This is a genomic window from Streptomyces caniscabiei, assembly GCF_014930365.1.
GTDB classification, from domain to species: Bacteria; Actinomycetota; Actinomycetes; order Streptomycetales; family Streptomycetaceae; genus Streptomyces; species Streptomyces caniscabiei.
On sequence record NZ_JABXWI010000024.1, the window covers coordinates 19,643 to 37,170 of the forward strand.

The following is a 17,528-nucleotide window of genomic DNA, read 5'->3' on the forward strand; positions in this document are numbered from 1 at the left end:
GAGCGGCGTGAAATTCGACCTGCACACCCATCATGCCCGGTGCGGGCACGCCCGCGGCGAACTGCGTGACTACGTCGAGGCAGCGATCTCCGCCGGGCTCGACATCCTCGGGTTCTCCGATCACTCTCCGTTCTTCGCGGAGGCGGCCGATCACCACAAACCGGGGGTGGCGATGGCCAAGAGCGATTTCCCCGGCTACCTCGCCGAGGCCGCGGCACTACGCGAGGAGTACCGCGGCCGGATCCGAATCCTCATCGGCGTGGAGTCCGACTTCTTTCCCGAGCATGCCGGACTGTATCGGCGCATCTACGAAGGAATCTCCCTCGACTATGTCATCGGGTCCGTCCATGTGATGGGCGGGACGGATATTTTTGATCTCAAGCGGTGGGAGAACGCGTCCCCTGAATTCCTTCTGGAGGAGAAGGAAAAGTATTGCGACCTGATCGCCGCCTCGGCGAGGTCGGGTATGTTCGACATCCTCGGCCATATCGACGCACTTCGCGGCAACTGCCCGGAAATCGGCTCGATCAAGACCGCCGCGGTCGATCGGATGCTGCGTGTCATCGCGGAGACCGACACGGTCGTGGAGGTCAACACGTCGGGCGGAACTAAGGCGTGCGGAGGATGGTATCCGCAACCGGACGTCCTCGAAAGAGCAGCCCATTTCGGAGTGAAGATCACATTCGGCTCCGACGCCCACGTCCCGGAAAGAATCGCCGAGGACCACGAACTGGTCCGCAAGCGTCTCCGAGAAATCGGATACCGCGAGTGGTACGTGTTCGAAGGGCGTGAAAGAAGGAGTCTTCCCCTCTAGTGCCACGGGCCGGAAGCGGTCGGTCCGCGACACCTGCGTTGTATCCCCGAAAATTCTCAGGACAAGGTTTCTCATGACCGATCGATTCATTCGTGTCGCTCTGGCCGGCGTCGGCTCGTGTGCGTCGAGCTTCGTTCAGGCCACCGTTCTCTCCCGCGACTCGGGACCCCGGATGGCCGGGGTCATGCACGAGCACATCGGCGGATACCGACTCGGCGACGTAGAGTTCGTCGCCGCCTTCGACGTGGACGGCAACAAGGTCGGCCAGGATCTCGCGGAGGCGATCGCCGTCGCACCGACCGCCGCTCTGAACCACGTTCCCGTCCCGCTCACCGGGGTCCGCGTTCGCCCCGGCCCGCTGCTCGACGGGCTGGACGGGAACCTGTCGGAGATGGTCCGCCCGCACCCGGACTGCGCGTCCCTCACCGAGGCCGACGTGACAGCCTCCCTGAGGCAGTCACGCGCCCAGGTGCTGGTCTGCTTCTTGCCGACCGGGTCCACGGCCGCGGTACAGGCGTACGCCCGCGCCAGTGCCGAGGCCGGGGTGGCATTCGTCAACGCCACCCCCGAGCCGGTCGCCAACCGCGCGGAACTCGTCGAACTGTTCGTCTCCCGCGGGGTACCGCTGCTCGGCGACGACCTGCGGAGCCACCTCGGCGCCACGACTCTGCACACCGCCCTCCTGGAACTCCTCCAGTCGCGCGGAATGCATGTGGCCAACACCTACCAGCTCAATGTGGGCGGCAACATGGACTTCTACAACCTCGCGGACCCGACGCGCTCACGAAGCAAACAGATCTCGAAACGGCGCGCTCTGACCAGCGCCGGCATCGACTCCGACGACGTGGCGGCGGGCCCCAACGGCTATGTGAAGTACCTCGGCGACCGCAAGGTGTGCTTCCTGCGCATCGAGGCCGAGGGAATTCTCGGCACCCCCCTGTCGATGGAGATCCGGCTGGAGGTGGAGGACAGCCCCAACGCGGCCTCCGTCGTGGCGAACGCGGTCCGGATCGCTCGGACCGCCGCCGACCAGGGGCTGGTGGGCGTCGTGGATCCGGTCTGCCCCTTTCTCTTCAAGAGCCCTCCCGCAGGACTGCCGGAGTCCGAGGCACTGCGCAGCTTCCAGCACTTCGTGGAGAAGTCCGCCCGTCCGGCGACCGCGTACACCGGGGCAGCCCGGTCATGAGCGGAGAGGTCTACTGGAAAGTCTCCACGGATCGCACCGCCCGCGAGGTGGCCCACACGGGCTACGGCCTCCGTGTGGAGACACAGGAACGGCTGGTGCGCCGTGGCGTCAACGCGGTCTGGCGGCTGCACACGCCGGAAGGCGTCTTCGCCCTCAAGCGCTTCGGGCGCCACGCCGTCCCGGACTGGCTGGAGTTCCAACAGGCCGCCACCGCTCGGGCCGCCGCCCATGGAGTACCGGTGCAACCGCTGGTCGAAGCGGTCGATCACGCCACGACGGTCGAGTACCAGGACAGTCAATGGCAGCTGCGGCCCTACGTGGCCGGCCGCGGGTACATCGACGGACACGCCGAGGATCTGGCCAGGGCCGCGGAGTGCGCGGCCCTGCTGCACACCACGCGGTGCGAGGGCCTGCCGCCCGGGGGACACAACCCCACGCAGGACGTGGAGCACTGGCTGACAGCCGACGAGACGGGGATGGAAGAGCTCGCCGATGCCGTCCTCGCCTCGTCATCCGGCGAACTCTGGGAGGCCGTCCGCCCCGCGTATCTGGACGCCTTCCGACGCGCCCGCGCGGAACTCGACGACCCGCTGTACCGCAGCCTGCCCCAAACCCTCACCCACGGCGAGATCGCCGGCTCGAACCTGGTCTTCGACGGGGCCGGACACATCTCCTCCGTCCTGGACTGGGACGCCGTCGACATCAGACCACGGGTGTACGACCTGGCCAGGGCGGCACTCTTCCTGGCCCGCAAGGGACGGGGAAGCTTCATGGTCCACCCGGAACTCGCCGCCGAACTGCTGGTGCGCGGCACAGCTCCCAGGGCCGCCGAGCCACGGGAGCTGGCCGCGGTCATCCCGGTCCTGGAGCTCTACTGCGTTCCCACCCCCCAGTACGTCGCGCAACTCGCGTGCCACAGCCCGGACACGCTCCAGTGGTACCTGGGCTGGGCGGCCGAGGGCGCGTCCATGGTGCGGACCACGCTGGCCCCCGCCGTCGCCACGGCGGCTTCGCGGATCGGACGGTGAGCGGCACCGGGCGAGGGGACCTCGTCAGGCTGCGCTGCGGAGATCTGCCGTACGCGGTGCATCTGGTGCTGCCCGCCACACTGCACGAGGCTGCCCGGGCCCTCCTGGAACCCTATGTGCGGGTGGAGACGGTGACGGCCGACCAGGCCCGCTGGTGGCAGGTGCGGACCACGACCCCGATGGACGACGGCCTCGACGAGCACCAGCTGACCACCGTCCGCGGAACCGGGGAGCCGCCCATGCGGCTGTGGTCACACCCTGGACGCCGCGAACTGGTCGTGGACGACGGCCTGCCGGGGCCGCTCGTCGTGCAGTACCTCGTCCGTTACGTCCGTGTCCTGCTGCGCGTGGGGCACAGCCGGGGCGAGGAACTTTTCCTGCACGGCGGCATGGTCAGCGGCGACGACCAGGGTGTCGTGATACTCGGAGGAAAGGGCGCGGGAAAGACCTCGTCGATCGTGGCATGTCTGACCGCGGGCCTGGACTTCGTGGCCAATGACGACGTCAGCCTGGTCGGCACGGAGGACGGCTGGGCCGGCCGAGGATGGCCACGCGCCGTCTCCGTCCGACAGGAGACCCTCGCGGCACTCGATATCGACCTGGACAGCCAGGTCCTGTCCCATCCCGCCCACCGGGTGGCCATCCGCGACGCCGGTGCGGAAGCCATACTCCACCCGAGCGAGCTGACCGGCCTGACGAACCGACGGCCTCCCCGCGCGCGGGCACTGGTCAGGGCCCTGGTCTTTCCGGTGTTCGCCGCGTCCCCGTCCGAGAAAGTGCGGTTGGTCCCGCTGGAGACCGCCGCCGCCCTGCGTGGATTGACCGAGAACACCGTGCCCGTCCTGCTGCGGAACGAGAGATTCCTGGCACCCTGCTTCCCGCCTGAACCGAGTACTGCGGCGCTGTGCTCCCGGGTCGCCGACGAGATCCCGGCCTACCTGTTGGTGCAACGGTTCTCCGCGCTGCGAGAGAGCGCGGACATGATCCGCGGCCTGCTGTCCGACCCCGCCACGACGATCCCGAGCAGGAGCATCGGTTGACTTCCTCAAGCACAGCCCTGGAGTTCATCAGCGTCCAACCCGACTTCCGGCCCGAGGTCGACGCGCTGCCGTACGAGTTGGTCGAACGCAAGGGTGTCGGGCATCCGGACACCATGGCGGACGCGATCGCCGAACGCGCCTCCCGCTACTACGCCACCCACTGCCTCAGCCGCTTCGGCCGCGTCGCACACCACTGGTTCGACAAGGTCCTCATCTTCGGCGGGGAGGCCGATTTCGACTTCGGCAGGGGCGAACTCGTCCACCCCTACACGGTGTTGTTCGCGGGCAAGGCCGCCCTGCGCTGCGGAAGCGAGGAGATCCCGCTCGACGACATCCTGCACTCCGCCGCCGTGGACGTGCTCACCCAGGTGACCACCGGGTTCGTATCGGACAGACACCTGCGAGTCGAGAACCGGGTCGTCGACCATCAGGGTCCCGGGCGCGGCAGCACCCGTTATCGGCCGCTCGGCCCGGCGGACCTGGTCGCTCCCGGCGATCCGGCGCTCACCTCCAACGACTGCAACCTGCTGCATGGATACGCGCCGCTGAGTCGGCTCGAACGGGCCGTCCTGGGCGTCGAGCAGATGATCACCGGTGAGGAGTTCAAGGCCGCGAATCCTGACACCGGCTGGGACGTCAAGGTGTTCGGCAGCCGGCGGCAGGACGATTTCCGCCTCGTCGTCAACATGCCGTTCATAGCGGCCGACATCGAGTCCTTCGCCCACTATCAGCACCGGGTGGGTCAGTGCCGTAAGGCCGTCCAGGAGCTGCTGGAGCGCGTTCTGGAGGAGCGCTGCGAGGTTCTGCTGAATCCGGCCGACCGGGGTGTGCGCCCGTATCTGACCGTTCTCGGCTCGGTGGCCGACACGGGGGACGTGGGAGCCGTGGGCCGGGGCAATCGCGTCAACGGACTGATCACCCCTATGCGGCCGATGAGCATCGAGGCTCCGGCGGGCAAGAACCCGATGGACCACACCGGCAAGCTGTACAACGTCCTCGCTCATCGCCTCGCCGCGCAGATCAGCGACCTGTGCGGGCGGCCGGTGGAAACGCACATCTTCACCTCCAAGGAGGCGCCGCTGCACCGGCCCGAGGAGGTCGTCGTGAAGATCCGCTCCTGGCAGGAGGACGCATCCACGCGCGCGCGGGTGGGCGAGATCGTCACCGCGGGACTCGACTCGACCTACGGGCTGACAGAAGAACTCATCCATTCCGGTATCACGCTGTGGTGAGGTGACTCGTGACCATGATCGGCGCAATGCTGGACGCAATCGCCCACTGCTCGGGACACCCCGCGGAGGCCGTCGGCAAGACCGTGCGGCCGTACCGCACTCCTCAAGTGACCGAGCGGTCACATCAGTTCCTGCTGATGCTCAAGCCCGAACTGACCCGGGCCGCCTTGGCGGCAGACGGCGCGGAGCTGCTGAGCTGGGTGTTCTCCGTACTCAAGGAGCACGGGACGGAGTTCGGAGCCGCCCGGGTGCTGTCGGGCACGCGCATACGGCGCCACCACTGGGTGGAGTCGCACTACGAGATGCTCAACGCGATCTCCCGGCACGGCATGGACCGCGTGTCGGCGACGGCCGGGGAGCGACTGCTGCGGCACCGCCCTGAGACTGCCCGAGACCGCGTGCTGGGTGGGCATCAGTTCCTGGAGTGCTTCCCCGAGTTCACCGCGAGGTCTCTGGACGTGCTGGCGCAGAACCTTCCGGTGACGAAGTTCGGGGCGGGAACCTACGCCACCGAGCTGATGACGGACGGTGTCTTGTGGACTGTCCTCAACGCCTTTCACCCCTTCCAGGCCGACCACTTCTCCGCCCCCGGCAGCTGCGTGGTCCTCGTGGAGTGCACCAGCGAGGAACCGCTGCGCGAGATCCGGGCGCGTGCCGTCGGGGCCACCGATCCGGCCAGGGCCGAACCCGGTTCGATCAGGCGGGAACTGCTGGAACGACGCCCCCGATGGAGCGGGCACTGGAATGTGTGCACCAGCCTCAACGCGATCCATGTCTCTCCCGGCACGATCGAGGGGATGTTCTGCGTACAGCGGTACTTCGGTGGAGAGACACAGTCGCTGGCCCTCGCCGACACCGTGCTCGGCGCCCAGCTGCTGGCAGGCGGCGCCGATCCCGACCGGCTCGACGCCCTGCGGACCAACCCGGAGGTCGCCGTGGCCGGCTTGCGCGGCCCCCTGTTCGACATCACGGAGGACATGCCGGCGGACGACGCGGCCGACCTGGCACTGCGCGTCCTCGAACAGCCCGATACCCGGACGAGGGCACGCACATGACCGACGCCGGGCTCGGCAGGCGGATCTGGATCACGGGACCGCCAGGAGCGGGCAAGACGACCCTCTCCCACCAGTTGCGTGATCGGCTGTCGTTGCCTCTGCACGAGCTGGACCACCTGTTCTGGCAGGAGGGCTGGCGCAAGACCGACAAGAGGGAGTTCCTGGCGGCGGTCTCACACATCGCCGCGACGGACTGCTGGATCGTGGACGGTCAGTACGGTTCGGCATCCCCCTTGCTGGCCGAGGCGGCGGACACGCTTATCTGGCTCGACATCCCGTTCCCCGTGTCGTTCCCGCGCGTACTGCGCCGTACGGTCCACCGGCTCGTCCACAAGGAGACCCTCTGGAACGGCAATCGGGAGCGGCTGCCCAAGGCGGTGGGATTCCTCGTCTGGGCGGCCCGCACCCACCGGCAGTCCAGACGCCGCAACCGGGCACTGCTCCAGCGACTCGCCCTGCGGGGGGTGCGCTGCCGGCGGATACGGACGGCGGCGGACCTGGACACGCTGCTGGCAGGCCAGAGCGGCCCGACCAACGCACCCCATGACGCTAGGCAGGAGAGAACGTGACCCAGAATCTGGCGCTGCTCGGCGGCACCCCCGTGATCAAAAGCCCGCTGGAGGAACGATGGCCGGCGTTCCACGAGTCGGATGTCGAGGCCGCCGCCGAGCTGGTCCGGCGCGGCGAGATCTCCTACAACGGCAGGGAAGGGACGGTGCGGGACCTGGAGGAGCACTTCCGTGACTACGTGGGAACGCGATACGCGCTCGCGGTGAACTCCGGTACGTCCGCCCTGCACTCGGCCTTCTTCGCCATCGGCCTGCATTCCGGTGACGAAGTCCTCGCCCCCACCTACACGTTCCACGCGACGGTCATGCCGGTCTTCGCCTGCAACGCCGTACCCGTCCTGGTGGACGCCGAAGCCGACACCGGCAACATCGACCCCACGCTCCTGGAAGCGCACATCACCGCGCGCACGAAGGCCATCGTCGCCACCCATCTCAACGGATACCCGGTCGACATGGCGACGATCCTCGCCGTCGCCCGCAAGCACGGACTGTGGGTGATCGAGGACTGCTCGCAGGCCCACGGCGCCGAGTGCGACGGCCGGCGGGTCGGTGGCCTGGGCGACGTCGCGGCCTTCAGCATGCAGTCGCGCAAGCAGGTCACGGCCGGCGCGGGCGGCATCCTGACCACGAACGACGACCGCGTCCACGAACGAGCCGTGCTGTTCGGCCATTCCCTCAACCGCTCCGTGGAGGCCGTCGTCAGTGACGAGTACCGTCGCTTCGCGAGCACCGGCCTCGGCCTCAATCTCCGTATGCACCCGGTGGCCGCGGTGCTCGCCGACCGGTCGCTGGCCCGACTGGACGACCTGCTGAAGGTCCGCGAGGCCAACTGCGCGCACCTGGACGCCATGCTCTCGCGCATCGACGGCGTGCACCCTCCGGTGCGCCGGCCGCACATGACGAGGGTCGCCCACTACAGCCACCAACCCCTTTACCGGCAAGAGGAGTTGGGCGACCTGTCCATCGGTACGTTCGTCAGGGCACTGGCCGCCGAGGGGGTCCCCGTCTCGCGTCCCAAGTCCCCGCCACTGCATCAGGAACCGGCGTTCCAGGATCCGGAGTGGAAGCTGGACACCTATCACCCAGGGCCCGCGAACAGCTACCGCCGTTACCGCGACAGGCAGTTGCCGAACAGCGAGACCTACGTGGCCACCGCACTGCGGCTGCCGGTCTTCTCCCGAGACATGCGCGCCGAGTTGGACGCCGTCGGTGAGGCCTTCGAGAAGGTCACACAGCAGGCAGGCGTTCTTCGCGACCTGGAACGTGCCGGGCGCGTCCCGGCTCCCACGCCATGACCGCAACTCGTCCCGCGCGGCAGGGGGAGGAATGATGGACAGACAAGAGATCGACAAACAGGTACGGGCCAATCTGGCGGCGCAGCTCAGGATCTCAGCTGACTTTCCGGACACGGATCTCCTCGCCGATCACGGGCTGGATTCACTGGCCAGCGTTCAGTTCACCATCGATCTGGAGGACACCTTCGGGATCGTCTTCGAGGACGAGGACATCGCTTTCGAAAGATTCGCGACCATCAAGAGCGTCGTCGATCTGCTGCTGGAGAAGCTTTTCCCCAGCAGCTGATCGCGGGGGCGTGCCGACAGGCACGTCGTGGACAACGGCGGCCGATGTAAGCTGACTTGGTGCCTACACCAACGCCAGAGGAAACAGTCGCGCATCGCCCGAGTGCGCGCGTCGTGCTGTTGGACGAAAACGGTCGGCTGCTATTGTTCTCCGCGCGCGATCACAAGGGCGACTCCATGCGCTGGTTCACCGCCGGCGGTGGCCTGGAGTCCGGTGAGAGTTATGAACAGGCGGCGCTTCGAGAATTGCGGGAGGAAACCGGCCTCGTCGATGTCGACCTGGGCCCGCAGATCTGGCAGGGGCGGCCTTGGAGGACGGTCAGAGAAGGCGTCACTTACGAAGTCACGCAACGCTACTTCCTGGCCCGGGTTCCGACCTTCGCAGTGGACACCTCGGCCTTCCAGGACGTGGAGAAGGCCGCGATCACCGGCTACCGCTGGTGGAGCGTGGAAGAGCTGGAGAAGACCTCCGATCTGCTCCGCCCGGCCGGGCTCCCCGCGTTGCTCAAGGCCCTTCTGACCGACGGCCCGCCCAGCGAACCGGTGCTGGTGGACGGCTGACGCCGGGCAGACCCTGTCGATGACGCGTCTGCCGACAAGATCGGGACAAGATTTCCCGCACTACTCTCTGAGTCGAACAGCCAAGTCGACAGCAGAGGGACCGGTGAATGATCTCGGAAATCGAGAAATACAGCGTCGGCTGGACCGATCTGGCAGAAGCGTCCACCCGCAATGCCGAACTCCTCAAGGAGCTGGCTCTCGACAAGCAGTCCTTGCGGAAAATGGCGACCGAGGCCTGGGAATATCCCACCTTGCGCGACATGTGCGAACAGACGAGGCAGCTTAGCAGGATAGTTCTGCACGATGCCCTGGACCGCGGCTTCAGGCTCCGCCTCCACCTCTGGAACGACTTCGAGACGGGCTATCCCCATAATCACCGCTGGTCCTTCTCGACCAGGTTGCTGAGTGGGGGATACCACCACACCCTCTACGAGTCGCCGAGCGGCTTCGACTCGTCTTCCAGGAACGACGCCGACGGCGTGGAACTCATCACGCGCTACCGGACACTTGAGTCCGCCGGCGCCGGGTACACGCTCCACCACGACACCGTGCACCGAACGGAGACGACCGTCGACACGGTGTCCCTGCTCATTCGTGGGCCGGTGGAGAAACGGCGCGCACTGACCGCCGACCCCGGGACGGGGAAGTTCCGGTTCAGTCTCGGCCGCACCATGGAAACGCCCCCGGAGGTCGCCGCCAGGCGGATGTCGAGCGCGCAGTTCGAGGCGATGTTCGCCAGGCTGGAGAAGCTCGGCATTCTCTGACCGCCCGGTCCGCGCCGCCTGGCCCCTGTGCCGTGAAGCGGGGCACGATGCTCCGAGAGGACCGTCAACCGGGCCCTTGCCATAGCCCGGGCACCGGTTGAACGCGGCGTCGCGGCTGTCCTCACCCCGGAGCGACAACGCGGATGAACCTCATTGCCCGGTCGACCCCGCGACATGGCGTCGTACGTCCTGCCGGACCCGCATCCGCCGCCGGGCCTCGGCACGGCTGATCGGATGGCTGTCGTCCCACGCGATGGCGTTGCGCATCAGCGCGGCCAGCGCCGGTTCGACGCCGTCCAGGTATTCCGGGTCACGCATCCAGGTCAGTGAGGTCTGCCCGCCGGTCGGCTCCTCCTGGGATTGAACGTTCATGTGCAGGGTGCGGCGGAACACTCCCGCACGGCACGAACCGCGGTGCACCATGTGGTAGTTCATGTAGATGACGTCCCCGGGGCGGCAGTCGACGACTACTTCACCCGGCATCCGGCCCGTTCCAAAAACCTCGATCTCCTCACGCTCACGGTCCGTCAGGGGTCGGCGATGGGATCCCGGGATCGCGTGGAAAGAACTATCCTCGGAGAGGCACACATTGAATTGCACATGCCGGGGTTTTCCGTCCGGATCATAATGCTCGTGCTCATGGTTGTCCTTGTGCCAGTTGAGTTCGTAGTCCACGTGGTCAGGGGACCACAGGGAATGCGCCGACCAGAAACGCAGCTGCGGCCCCAGTATCGCGTGGACCGGCTCCATGAACCCGTGGTGGCCGAATATCCTGGCCAGTTCGGGTTCATAGAGATCCGGCATGAAGATGTTGTTGACCCCCCAAGTGTCGACCTGACCGTCCTGCCGAGCGGTGTAGCGGGACCCGACGAATCGCTCCGGGGCGGACCGGACCTTCTGAACGATGCGCTCGTTGGCTGCCCGAAGCGTGGCGACTTCGTCCTCGGTGAAGACGCCCGGGACCACGGTGTAGCCGTTTGTGAAGAACTCCTCGACATGTGCACCCAAGGAGCCGCCGCATTGCTCTCGCGTTGAGATTCGGTCGTTCACCTGACACCTCTGCTAAGAGTGTTCGTCTGCAAAGCATGCTGATTTTAAAAACAGTCTCCCACCCGCGTCTTGTCGACCCCTTGTCGGCCTGCGTGAACTCAGCCCGCGTGTACCATCCGAGCCATGGAATCATTCATCGCGGGATTGCCGAAAGCCGAACTGCACGTACACCACGTGGGATCTGCTCCCGCCGAGACCGTCATAGAACTTGCTTCGCGCCATCCTGCTTCCAAGGTCCCGAAAGAAGCACAAGAATTGGCGGATTACTTCGCCTTCCGGGACTTCTCACATTTCATCGAAGCCTATGTCTCCGTCGTCGACCTCATTCGTACGGCGGATGACGTCAAACTCCTGACGATCGGAATCGCCAAGGATCTGGCCCGGCAGAACGTTCGCTACGCCGAACTGACCGTCACTCCCTACAGTTCGGTTCGCAGAGGAATCCCAGAAGCCGAATTCATGGCGGCGATCGAGGAGGCGCGGATCGCCGCCGAGGCCGAACTGGGGGTCGTCCTGCGCTGGTGCTTCGATATTCCCGGTGACGCGGGGCTCGCAGCCGCGGAGGAGACGACCCGGCTGGCCCTGGACGTGGGTGCCGACGGGCTGGTGAGCCTCGGGCTCGCGGGCCGGGAGGCCGGGGTGTCGCGTGCCCAGTTCAAGCCGTACTTCGACCGGGCCCGTGCGGCCGGACTGCACAGCGTCCCCCACGCAGGGGAAACCTCCGGATCGGAGAGCGTCTGGGAGGCCCTGCGGGTCCTGGGCGCCGAACGCATCGGCCACGGGACGACCGCGGTGACCGACGAGGCGCTCCTCCGTCACCTGGCCGAACACCGGATTCCGTTGGAGGTCTGCCTCACCTCCAACGTGGCCACACGGGTCGTCGCGGACGCCGAGCAGCACCCCATCCGACAGCTGGTGAGGGCCGGGGTGTCTATCACGGTCAACACCGATGACCCGCTCATGTTCGGCACGGACCTCAACCGTGAATACGCGGTCGTAGCCCGACTTCTCGGCCTGAGCGAGCCTCAGGTGGCCGATCTGGCCAAGACCTCGGTGGAGACGTCGTTCATGGACCCCCTGGCCAAACGCCGGCTGATGACCGAGATCGACGTCTACCTAGCCAACTGGATGACCGCCTCCAGGGCCCCCGAAGAGCATCACGCATGATCCAACGGACGGAATGACCTGCGCCCATTCCCGCCAGCAGGGAGACCCGCCGGACGATACTTTCGGAAGCGCCCGAAGCATCCCAACTCGCTGGCCACTGAGCCTTTTCCGTCCTCAGTCTGAGCTGGTCAGATGGAGGGTGAGGACGGCTTGGACAAGGCTGGTGATTCGGGTCGTCGAGCAGCGGAGCTTGCGTTGGAGCCGCCAGGACTTGAGGGTGGCGATGGCTTGTTCGACCAGTGCCCGGACCTTCGCGTGGCCCTCGACGGAGGCCGCGGTGGTAAGCACGTCCTCGCGCTGCCGTTCCGGAGACGACATAGCTGGCTTGATCCGCGACAGCCGCCGCACTCCTAACAGGCACTTTCCGCATCCGCCGTAAGGGCGTTCGATCATGTTCAGGTCCGTACCGCGCAAGACTTCTCCGTTCCGAACACGCAAGGTACGGAGACTTGGCGGCCACACCCAGGATGATCTTGCTCAGCCCAGGAAGCTCAGACGAACCTGACGGTTGACATTGGAGATGTTGGTGTCCACCAACCTCCGCAAAGACAACCCGCAGCATAGCCAGAGGTCTCCAGGCTCAGCACAAACGCCGCGGTGAGGATCTGCGGCGGCTTCGTCGACATCAGCTGCTGCTGGTCGAGCGGTGCGAGACGCTTTCGAAGCCGTACATCGAGCTCGGCAGCCTTGCGGTGGAAGCTCGCGGAGGACGCCTTGGGCTTCTCGCCCCTCCGTTCCTTCTTGGAGGCCACCGCAGCGTCGAGGAGCTGCCGCTCGCTCTCCGAGGTCAGGCGCTTGGTCACCAGTTCCCGGGTCTTGACCAACTCCGCCAGACGACAGGGCTGAACCTCCGCCAGGTACGCGGGAAGCCGGTCGGCGGTGATCCAGCTGGTCGCCTTGGCCCCGGCGTCCGCGAGCCGGGGAAGACCGCACACGATGTCGACCGCCGCGCCGTTGGACGCCTCGGCACAGTCGAGCTAGGACGCGGGGCCGGCCGGCCGCACAGTGCCACGCCTGTCGACATAGGCGTAGGCGAACCGACGGGCCGCCGACGCACCGGTCCGTCGGACGGTACCTGGCACGCCGTCACCGTCGGCGAGATCCCGGTCGGCCTGTGCACCGAGTACCTCTGTGTGCCGTCCGTGGAGCAGACCGTGTACGCGACGGTGGTGCTCTCCAACGCCACCGCCCAGGCATCGTTGGCCGGCCCTGTGGAGGTCACCGTCGACGACGACCTCCTGCTGACCACACTCGCCCCCGGTGGTGTCCGCCGGGTGGGTCTCGGGCCGGCCGAGGGCATCCGGGTCACGCGCCGTACGAACCTGCACGAGTCGAGGTCGGCGTAGGGGCGCAGCGGCAGCTGCCGGGCTGTCCACTCGCCCGACAGGATCTGCTTGGACAGCGGTGGACGGTCGTACGGACATCCGCCCGGACGGCCAGGACGTGAGCGATGCCCGATCGGCGACGACCCGCCCGCCGACGACTTCCGCCGCCGGTCGCCGCCATTCCAGCAGGATGCGCTGCGCGCCGACGTCGCCATCGCCGGCACGGTGCGCCGGATCGCCGAGCGGACAGCGCCCCACCGTCTCAGGTCGCGCTCGCCTGGCTGCCGGCCCGCAGCGAGTACGTCCGCCCGATCCCCGGCACCAAGACCCCCGGTATCCGCTCAACAACGCCGCCGCAGCGACTCTCGAGCTCCGCTCGGCCGACCTGCGAACTCGACGCCCTGCCCGCTCCTACCGGCAGGCGCTACTGAGGAAGTCTGCGGTACCCGCACCCGCCCACAAGCGAGACCACCGACGACACCACCGAGGAGATCTCTGATGGGCCCTGATGCGAAGGATGTCGTCCGGGAGTCCATCGCCGCGCTCAACCGCCACGACTGGCACCGTGCCGGCCGACTGATGACCCCGGATTCCAACTACACCATTCAGTCCTATGACCTCCCCGGTGCGGCGACGCCGACGGACGGCGCTACACATGGCAGGGCGGGCGACGGCTTGGATGCCGGATGCGGCTGGACCTGCCCCGCGGAGTGGACGCGCGCCCGGGAGAATCCGCAGCAGCGGTGCGCGGACATCTGATGCAAGACCTGGAGCGGGGCCGGGCGGCATGAGCAAGCTGCTGGAGGAACCCGGTGACGACGTCACCGAGATGGACCGGTACGCCCCGAGACGTACGACGGAACAGCGGGCGACTGCTGGGACAGTCGCGTTGTCGCGCGATGGTCGGAAGCCTGCGGGAAGGCATGAAGAGACTCCCAGGGCCACGCTCGCACGTCGCCTCCCCACGGCAGTGATGTCGGCGGGCGCGCTGACGGTCGTCTTTCCCTTCCTGGCTCTTCCTCGCCCGGGCCAGCCTGTCATACAATCTTACCGACTGCCTCACGGAGCGTCCGGACATCGACACAATGTGTGGAGGCCCGCCGATCAGCCCATGTGTCACGCGGTTGAACTTCCTGAGTCGGTCCGCGAAATTCGCGCGCGGAAGCTCACTGCCGCTTGGGTTGTACGATCGCCGTACCGTATCCTGATCCCGTGACCGTATCAGGCAACTCAGCGCCCCGTAGCCCCGGAGAATCCGTCGATCTAGCCGCCCAGGTCGGCCGGGTCGCCGCACCTCTGCGTCAGCAGGTGCTCGATGTGCTGCGTCAGGCCATCCTCAGTTTCCACTACGCGCCTGGTCAGCGACTGGTCGAGCGCGAGCTGATCGAGGAGATCGGCGTCTCGCGCACCACCATCCGCGAGGCTCTGCGCGAGCTGGCGGCCGAGGGCCTCGTCAAGACCATCCCGCAGAAGGGCGCCGTCGTCGTGGTGCCCTCACTCCAGGAGGCGCTGGAGCTCTACGAACTGCGCGCCGCCCTGGAGGCACTCGCCGTGCGCCGGTTCACCGAGGTCGCGTCGGACGACCAGGTGGCGGAGCTGCGCGCCGCGTTCGAACAACTGGCCGAAGTGGCGAACGGCGACGGTGCCACCCTGCGGATCCTCCAGGCGAAGGGCCAGTTCTACGACGTCCTGCTGCGCGGCTGCGGCAACCGCTCGGTCCACTCCACGCTCGGCGGTGTCCAGGCCCGCCTCAGCCTGTTGCGGGCCACCTCGCTGGCCCAGCCAGGGCGCACCGCACGCAGTGTGCAGGAGCTGCGCGCCATGGTCGAGGCGATCGAGGCGCGCAATCCCGAGGCTGCCGTGCGTGCGTGCAACCACCACATCGAGCAGGCGAAGCGGGCGGGACTGGAGGGGCTGTCCGCCACCAGCGGGCTGCCGTTCAGCTCCGCCTCGCTCTGAGCCGCACCGCCTGAGCCGCACCGCCGGGAGCCAGGGCGCGCAGTCCGGAACACGCGCTTGCGGTAACACGCGCTTGCCGTTCAGTGCATGACGTATCCGCCGTTCGGTGACAGCGTCTGGCCCGTGTAGAACGCCGATTCGTCGCCGGCGAGGAACAGGATCGTATGCGCGATCTCCTCCGCGGAGGCGGCCCGGCGCAGCACCCCCAGGCCGACGACGGCACGGCGGATCTCCCGGTCCGTCGGCAGCATCGGTGTGTCCGTCGCCCCGGGCGCCACCGCGTTGACCCGGATCCCGTCGTCCGCCACGAGCGCGGCCACCGCACGGGTCAGCCCCAGCACGCCGGCCTTGGACGCGGGGTACATGGCAGGCAGGGGGAAGTTGGCGAGGGCTCCCACGCTGGAGACGTTGACGACGGACCCGCCCGACGGGGAGTTGCGACGCATGAGCCGCACGGCGGCTCGCACGGAGTAGAACGTACCGGTCAGGTTGACGGCTATGACCTCCGCGAAGTCCTCGTCGGTGAGCTCGCAGATGTCGGCCTGGGCGCCGGAGACGCCTGCCGCGTTCACCGCGATGTCGAGCCGTCCGAACTCGGTGAGAGCGCGTTCGTACGCGGCGTCCACCTGACCGCTGTCCCGTACGTCGGCACCGACCGGGATCGCCCCCGCGATCCCGGCCACCGCCCGGGCCGTCCCTTCGGCGTCCAGGTCCACGGCCAGGACCCGCGCCCCCTCGTCGGCGAAACGGCTCACCGTGGCCAGCCCGATGCCCGATGCGGCGCCGGTGACCAGGGCGGTCCTGCCGGCGAGCCGGCCGCCGGCCGGTGGCCGACGGCTCCCACTCGATGACGCTCCCATACGCCCCGGTCCTCAGCTCGTCGCGGGGCCGGCGGGGTGGTCGAAGAACTTGTCGAGGTACGCCTGCGGCATCCACGCCTCGCCGTCCGCGACCTCTCCGAGATCGCTCGGCTTCGCGCCCTTGGGCAGGTAGTCGGCCAGGTTCGCCTTGGTGATCAACGACGGCTCGCGGGTGATCGTGCCGACCTTCGGGCCCTCTCCTCCCATCACCATCATCCCGACGGAGAACAAGGCCTTCGTCTCCTGCGTGCCGTTGCCGCCCGTACCGGCGGTCTCATAACCGTCGGCCGCCTCCAGCTTCTTCCAGGAGGCGAGCGACGAGGCGGACGCACCGGCGTCCACCACTTTGGGGACCTTCCGTCCGGTCGAGTCGAAGGCCGCGTAGACGCCGGAGCCCATGACGCCGAGCTGCGCCACCATGTCGATCTTCTGCGGGTGGCTGGAGAGGAACTTCAGCAGCTCGGCCTTGGCCACGGGCGGCACGAAGGCGCCGTTGACCTCGCCGAGCACCTTCATGTCGGGGCATGCGGCCAGCACGTCCTTGACGGCCTGGTAGCCGATCTTCTCCGTCGACAGTCCCTGGAAGCCGCGGACGACGACGACATTGCCCTTGCCGTCGAGTTGCTTCGCGACGAGGGCGGCCGGCCGGGCGACGTTCAGGTAGGAGTTCTCCGCCACGTTCACGGCGTACTTGGAACGGATGGTGGAGGAGAGCGTGACCGTGACCACGCCCTTCTTGCCGGCCGCGTCGACCGCGGAGACCATCGCGTCGCCGGAGAGGGCCGTGATGAAGATGATGTCGACACCGGAGTCGACCAGTTCGTTGTAGCCGCGGATCTGCTCGGCCGGGGTCATGGTTGCCGGATCGGTCATGATGCGCTTGACGAGTTTGCCCTGGACCAGGCCCTTGGCCTTGGCGGCGGCGAAGCTCGCGTCCATCTGCTTGACGACGGACGCGGCGAACGCGTTCGAGACCGGCAGATACGAGAAGCCGACCTTCGCGGCGCGGTTCAGCTTCTTCTTGTCCCGCCAGGCGCTCGCGAACACGTCCTCGCCGTAGGCGTTGTAGGCCTTCTGAAGCTCCGCGGGCAGGGCCTCGATGGCGCCGTCGGGGTCCTTGGGCGCGATGGTCGGCACCTCGCCGCAGGCGGCGGACGCCTTCCCCTGGGTGTCGGTCGCGTCGGAGGCGACCGTGCCGCCCGCCCCGCCACAGCCGGCGAGCAGGGCCGTGAGGACGATCCCGGTGGACGACGCCACGACGCTCCTGCGGGCGAGCCGGTAGCTGGATCTGTTCATGGTGAGCCTTTCCGAAACAGAGGAGAAGGAGGGAGAAGAGGA

At 67.5% G+C, this 17,528-nt stretch carries 18 protein-coding genes and 2 pseudogenes; 15 read left to right on the forward strand and 5 right to left on the reverse strand.

The genetic code is table 11. The annotated features are described in order from the left end of the window. Positions 1–7 precede the first annotated feature (7 nt). From HW837_RS41575 to HW837_RS41625, 11 genes are all read left to right on the forward strand, one after another. Positions 8–814 carry a histidinol-phosphatase gene (locus HW837_RS41575; RefSeq protein ID WP_045560357.1) on the forward strand — a complete coding sequence of 269 codons (807 nt, stop codon included), beginning with the start codon at positions 8–10 and terminating at the stop codon, positions 812–814. Between the two features lie 73 nt (positions 815–887). Then, the gene (locus HW837_RS41580; protein ID WP_045560356.1) at positions 888–2,000 is read left to right on the forward strand and encodes an inositol-3-phosphate synthase; all 1,113 of its coding nucleotides are present in this window, start codon (positions 888–890) and stop codon (positions 1,998–2,000) included. Next, on the forward strand, positions 1,997–3,028 hold the full coding sequence (locus HW837_RS41585) for a phosphotransferase enzyme family protein (RefSeq protein ID WP_045560355.1): 1,032 nt from the start codon (positions 1,997–1,999) through the stop codon (positions 3,026–3,028). The genes HW837_RS41580 and HW837_RS41585 overlap by 4 nt, the downstream gene beginning before the upstream one ends. Continuing rightward, on the forward strand, positions 3,025–4,068 hold the full coding sequence (locus tag HW837_RS41590; protein ID WP_045560354.1) for a hypothetical protein: 1,044 nt from the start codon (positions 3,025–3,027) through the stop codon (positions 4,066–4,068). Before HW837_RS41585 ends, HW837_RS41590 begins: the two co-directional genes overlap by 4 nt. Continuing rightward, a complete protein-coding gene (locus HW837_RS41595) occupies positions 4,065–5,300 on the forward strand; it encodes a methionine adenosyltransferase (protein ID WP_196790111.1) in 1,236 nt (411 codons plus the stop codon). Before HW837_RS41590 ends, HW837_RS41595 begins: the two co-directional genes overlap by 4 nt. A gap of 26 nt (positions 5,301–5,326) precedes the next feature. Then, positions 5,327–6,355, forward strand: coding sequence for a hypothetical protein (locus HW837_RS41600; protein WP_045560353.1), 1,029 nt, complete (start codon positions 5,327–5,329; stop codon positions 6,353–6,355). Beyond that, complete coding sequence (locus HW837_RS41605; protein ID WP_045560352.1) at positions 6,352–6,924, forward strand: P-loop NTPase family protein; 573 nt, start codon at positions 6,352–6,354, stop codon at positions 6,922–6,924. The genes HW837_RS41600 and HW837_RS41605 overlap by 4 nt, the downstream gene beginning before the upstream one ends. Further along, the gene (locus tag HW837_RS41610) at positions 6,921–8,219 is read left to right on the forward strand and encodes a DegT/DnrJ/EryC1/StrS family aminotransferase (RefSeq protein ID WP_045560351.1); all 1,299 of its coding nucleotides are present in this window, start codon (positions 6,921–6,923) and stop codon (positions 8,217–8,219) included. The genes HW837_RS41605 and HW837_RS41610 overlap by 4 nt, the downstream gene beginning before the upstream one ends. A gap of 34 nt (positions 8,220–8,253) precedes the next feature. Further along, entirely contained in the window at positions 8,254–8,505 is a 252-nt protein-coding gene (locus tag HW837_RS41615; RefSeq protein ID WP_045560350.1) for an acyl carrier protein, read from the forward strand. Positions 8,506–8,564: 59 nt separating this feature from the next. Then, entirely contained in the window at positions 8,565–9,065 is a 501-nt protein-coding gene (locus tag HW837_RS41620; RefSeq protein ID WP_045560349.1) for an NUDIX hydrolase, read from the forward strand. 107 nt (positions 9,066–9,172) lie between these two features. Further along, positions 9,173–9,829 (forward strand): hypothetical protein, encoded by a 657-nt coding sequence (locus tag HW837_RS41625; RefSeq protein WP_045560348.1) that lies wholly within the window; start codon positions 9,173–9,175, stop codon positions 9,827–9,829. A 150-nt stretch (positions 9,830–9,979) separates the two neighbouring features. On the opposite strand, the gene HW837_RS41630 is transcribed toward HW837_RS41625, so the two are convergent. Further along, positions 9,980–10,879, reverse strand: coding sequence for a phytanoyl-CoA dioxygenase family protein (locus HW837_RS41630; RefSeq protein ID WP_078853708.1), 900 nt, complete (start codon positions 10,877–10,879; stop codon positions 9,980–9,982). 123 nt (positions 10,880–11,002) lie between these two features. On the opposite strand from HW837_RS41630, the gene HW837_RS41635 reads away from it, so the two are divergent. After that, positions 11,003–12,046: an adenosine deaminase gene (locus HW837_RS41635; protein ID WP_045560346.1), complete on the forward strand. Its 1,044-nt coding sequence runs from the start codon at positions 11,003–11,005 to the stop codon at positions 12,044–12,046. A 114-nt stretch (positions 12,047–12,160) separates the two neighbouring features. Here HW837_RS41635 and HW837_RS41640 read toward each other — a convergent pair. Then, positions 12,161–12,304: pseudogene (locus HW837_RS41640) on the reverse strand (IS5/IS1182 family transposase); the annotation flags it as partial. A gap of 233 nt (positions 12,305–12,537) precedes the next feature. Beyond that, the gene (locus HW837_RS41650; RefSeq protein WP_193381824.1) at positions 12,538–12,981 is read right to left on the reverse strand and encodes a hypothetical protein; all 444 of its coding nucleotides are present in this window, start codon (positions 12,979–12,981) and stop codon (positions 12,538–12,540) included. 126 nt (positions 12,982–13,107) lie between these two features. Here HW837_RS41650 and HW837_RS41655 point away from each other — a divergent pair. The 3 genes and pseudogenes from HW837_RS41655 to HW837_RS41665 all read left to right on the forward strand — a co-directional run. Beyond that, a pseudogene (locus HW837_RS41655) lies at positions 13,108–13,380 on the forward strand (DUF4139 domain-containing protein); the annotation flags it as partial. Between the two features lie 489 nt (positions 13,381–13,869). Next, a complete protein-coding gene (locus HW837_RS41660; protein ID WP_193381806.1) occupies positions 13,870–14,130 on the forward strand; it encodes a hypothetical protein in 261 nt (86 codons plus the stop codon). 453 nt (positions 14,131–14,583) lie between these two features. Next, positions 14,584–15,330 carry a GntR family transcriptional regulator gene (locus HW837_RS41665; protein ID WP_193382720.1) on the forward strand — a complete coding sequence of 249 codons (747 nt, stop codon included), beginning with the start codon at positions 14,584–14,586 and terminating at the stop codon, positions 15,328–15,330. 80 nt (positions 15,331–15,410) lie between these two features. Here the strand turns inward: HW837_RS41665 and HW837_RS41670 are convergent, their stop codons facing one another. Then, positions 15,411–16,190, reverse strand: a complete 780-nt coding sequence (locus HW837_RS41670; RefSeq protein ID WP_045560341.1) for an SDR family NAD(P)-dependent oxidoreductase — start codon at positions 16,188–16,190, stop codon at positions 15,411–15,413. Positions 16,191–16,202: 12 nt separating this feature from the next. Beyond that, positions 16,203–17,486, reverse strand: coding sequence for a substrate-binding domain-containing protein (locus tag HW837_RS41675; protein ID WP_078853707.1), 1,284 nt, complete (start codon positions 17,484–17,486; stop codon positions 16,203–16,205). Between the last annotated feature and the right edge of the window lie 42 nt (positions 17,487–17,528).

Excerpts from the sequence above, each read along its gene's own strand:
- HW837_RS41670 (WP_045560341.1), bottom strand. The coding sequence starts at position 16,190 with ATGGGAGCGTCATCGAGTGGGAGCCGTCGGCCACCGGCCGGCGGCCGG.
- HW837_RS41615 (WP_045560350.1), top strand. The coding sequence starts at position 8,254 with ATGGACAGACAAGAGATCGACAAACAGGTACGGGCCAATCTGGCGGCG.
- HW837_RS41660 (WP_193381806.1), top strand. The coding sequence starts at position 13,870 with ATGGGCCCTGATGCGAAGGATGTCGTCCGGGAGTCCATCGCCGCGCTC.
- HW837_RS41635 (WP_045560346.1), top strand. The coding sequence starts at position 11,003 with ATGGAATCATTCATCGCGGGATTGCCGAAAGCCGAACTGCACGTACAC.
- HW837_RS41585 (WP_045560355.1), top strand. The coding sequence starts at position 1,997 with ATGAGCGGAGAGGTCTACTGGAAAGTCTCCACGGATCGCACCGCCCGC.
- HW837_RS41675 (WP_078853707.1), bottom strand. The coding sequence starts at position 17,486 with ATGAACAGATCCAGCTACCGGCTCGCCCGCAGGAGCGTCGTGGCGTCG.
- HW837_RS41580 (WP_045560356.1), top strand. The coding sequence starts at position 888 with ATGACCGATCGATTCATTCGTGTCGCTCTGGCCGGCGTCGGCTCGTGT.
- HW837_RS41600 (WP_045560353.1), top strand. The coding sequence starts at position 5,327 with ATGCTGGACGCAATCGCCCACTGCTCGGGACACCCCGCGGAGGCCGTC.
- HW837_RS41625 (WP_045560348.1), top strand. The coding sequence starts at position 9,173 with ATGATCTCGGAAATCGAGAAATACAGCGTCGGCTGGACCGATCTGGCA.
- HW837_RS41605 (WP_045560352.1), top strand. The coding sequence starts at position 6,352 with ATGACCGACGCCGGGCTCGGCAGGCGGATCTGGATCACGGGACCGCCA.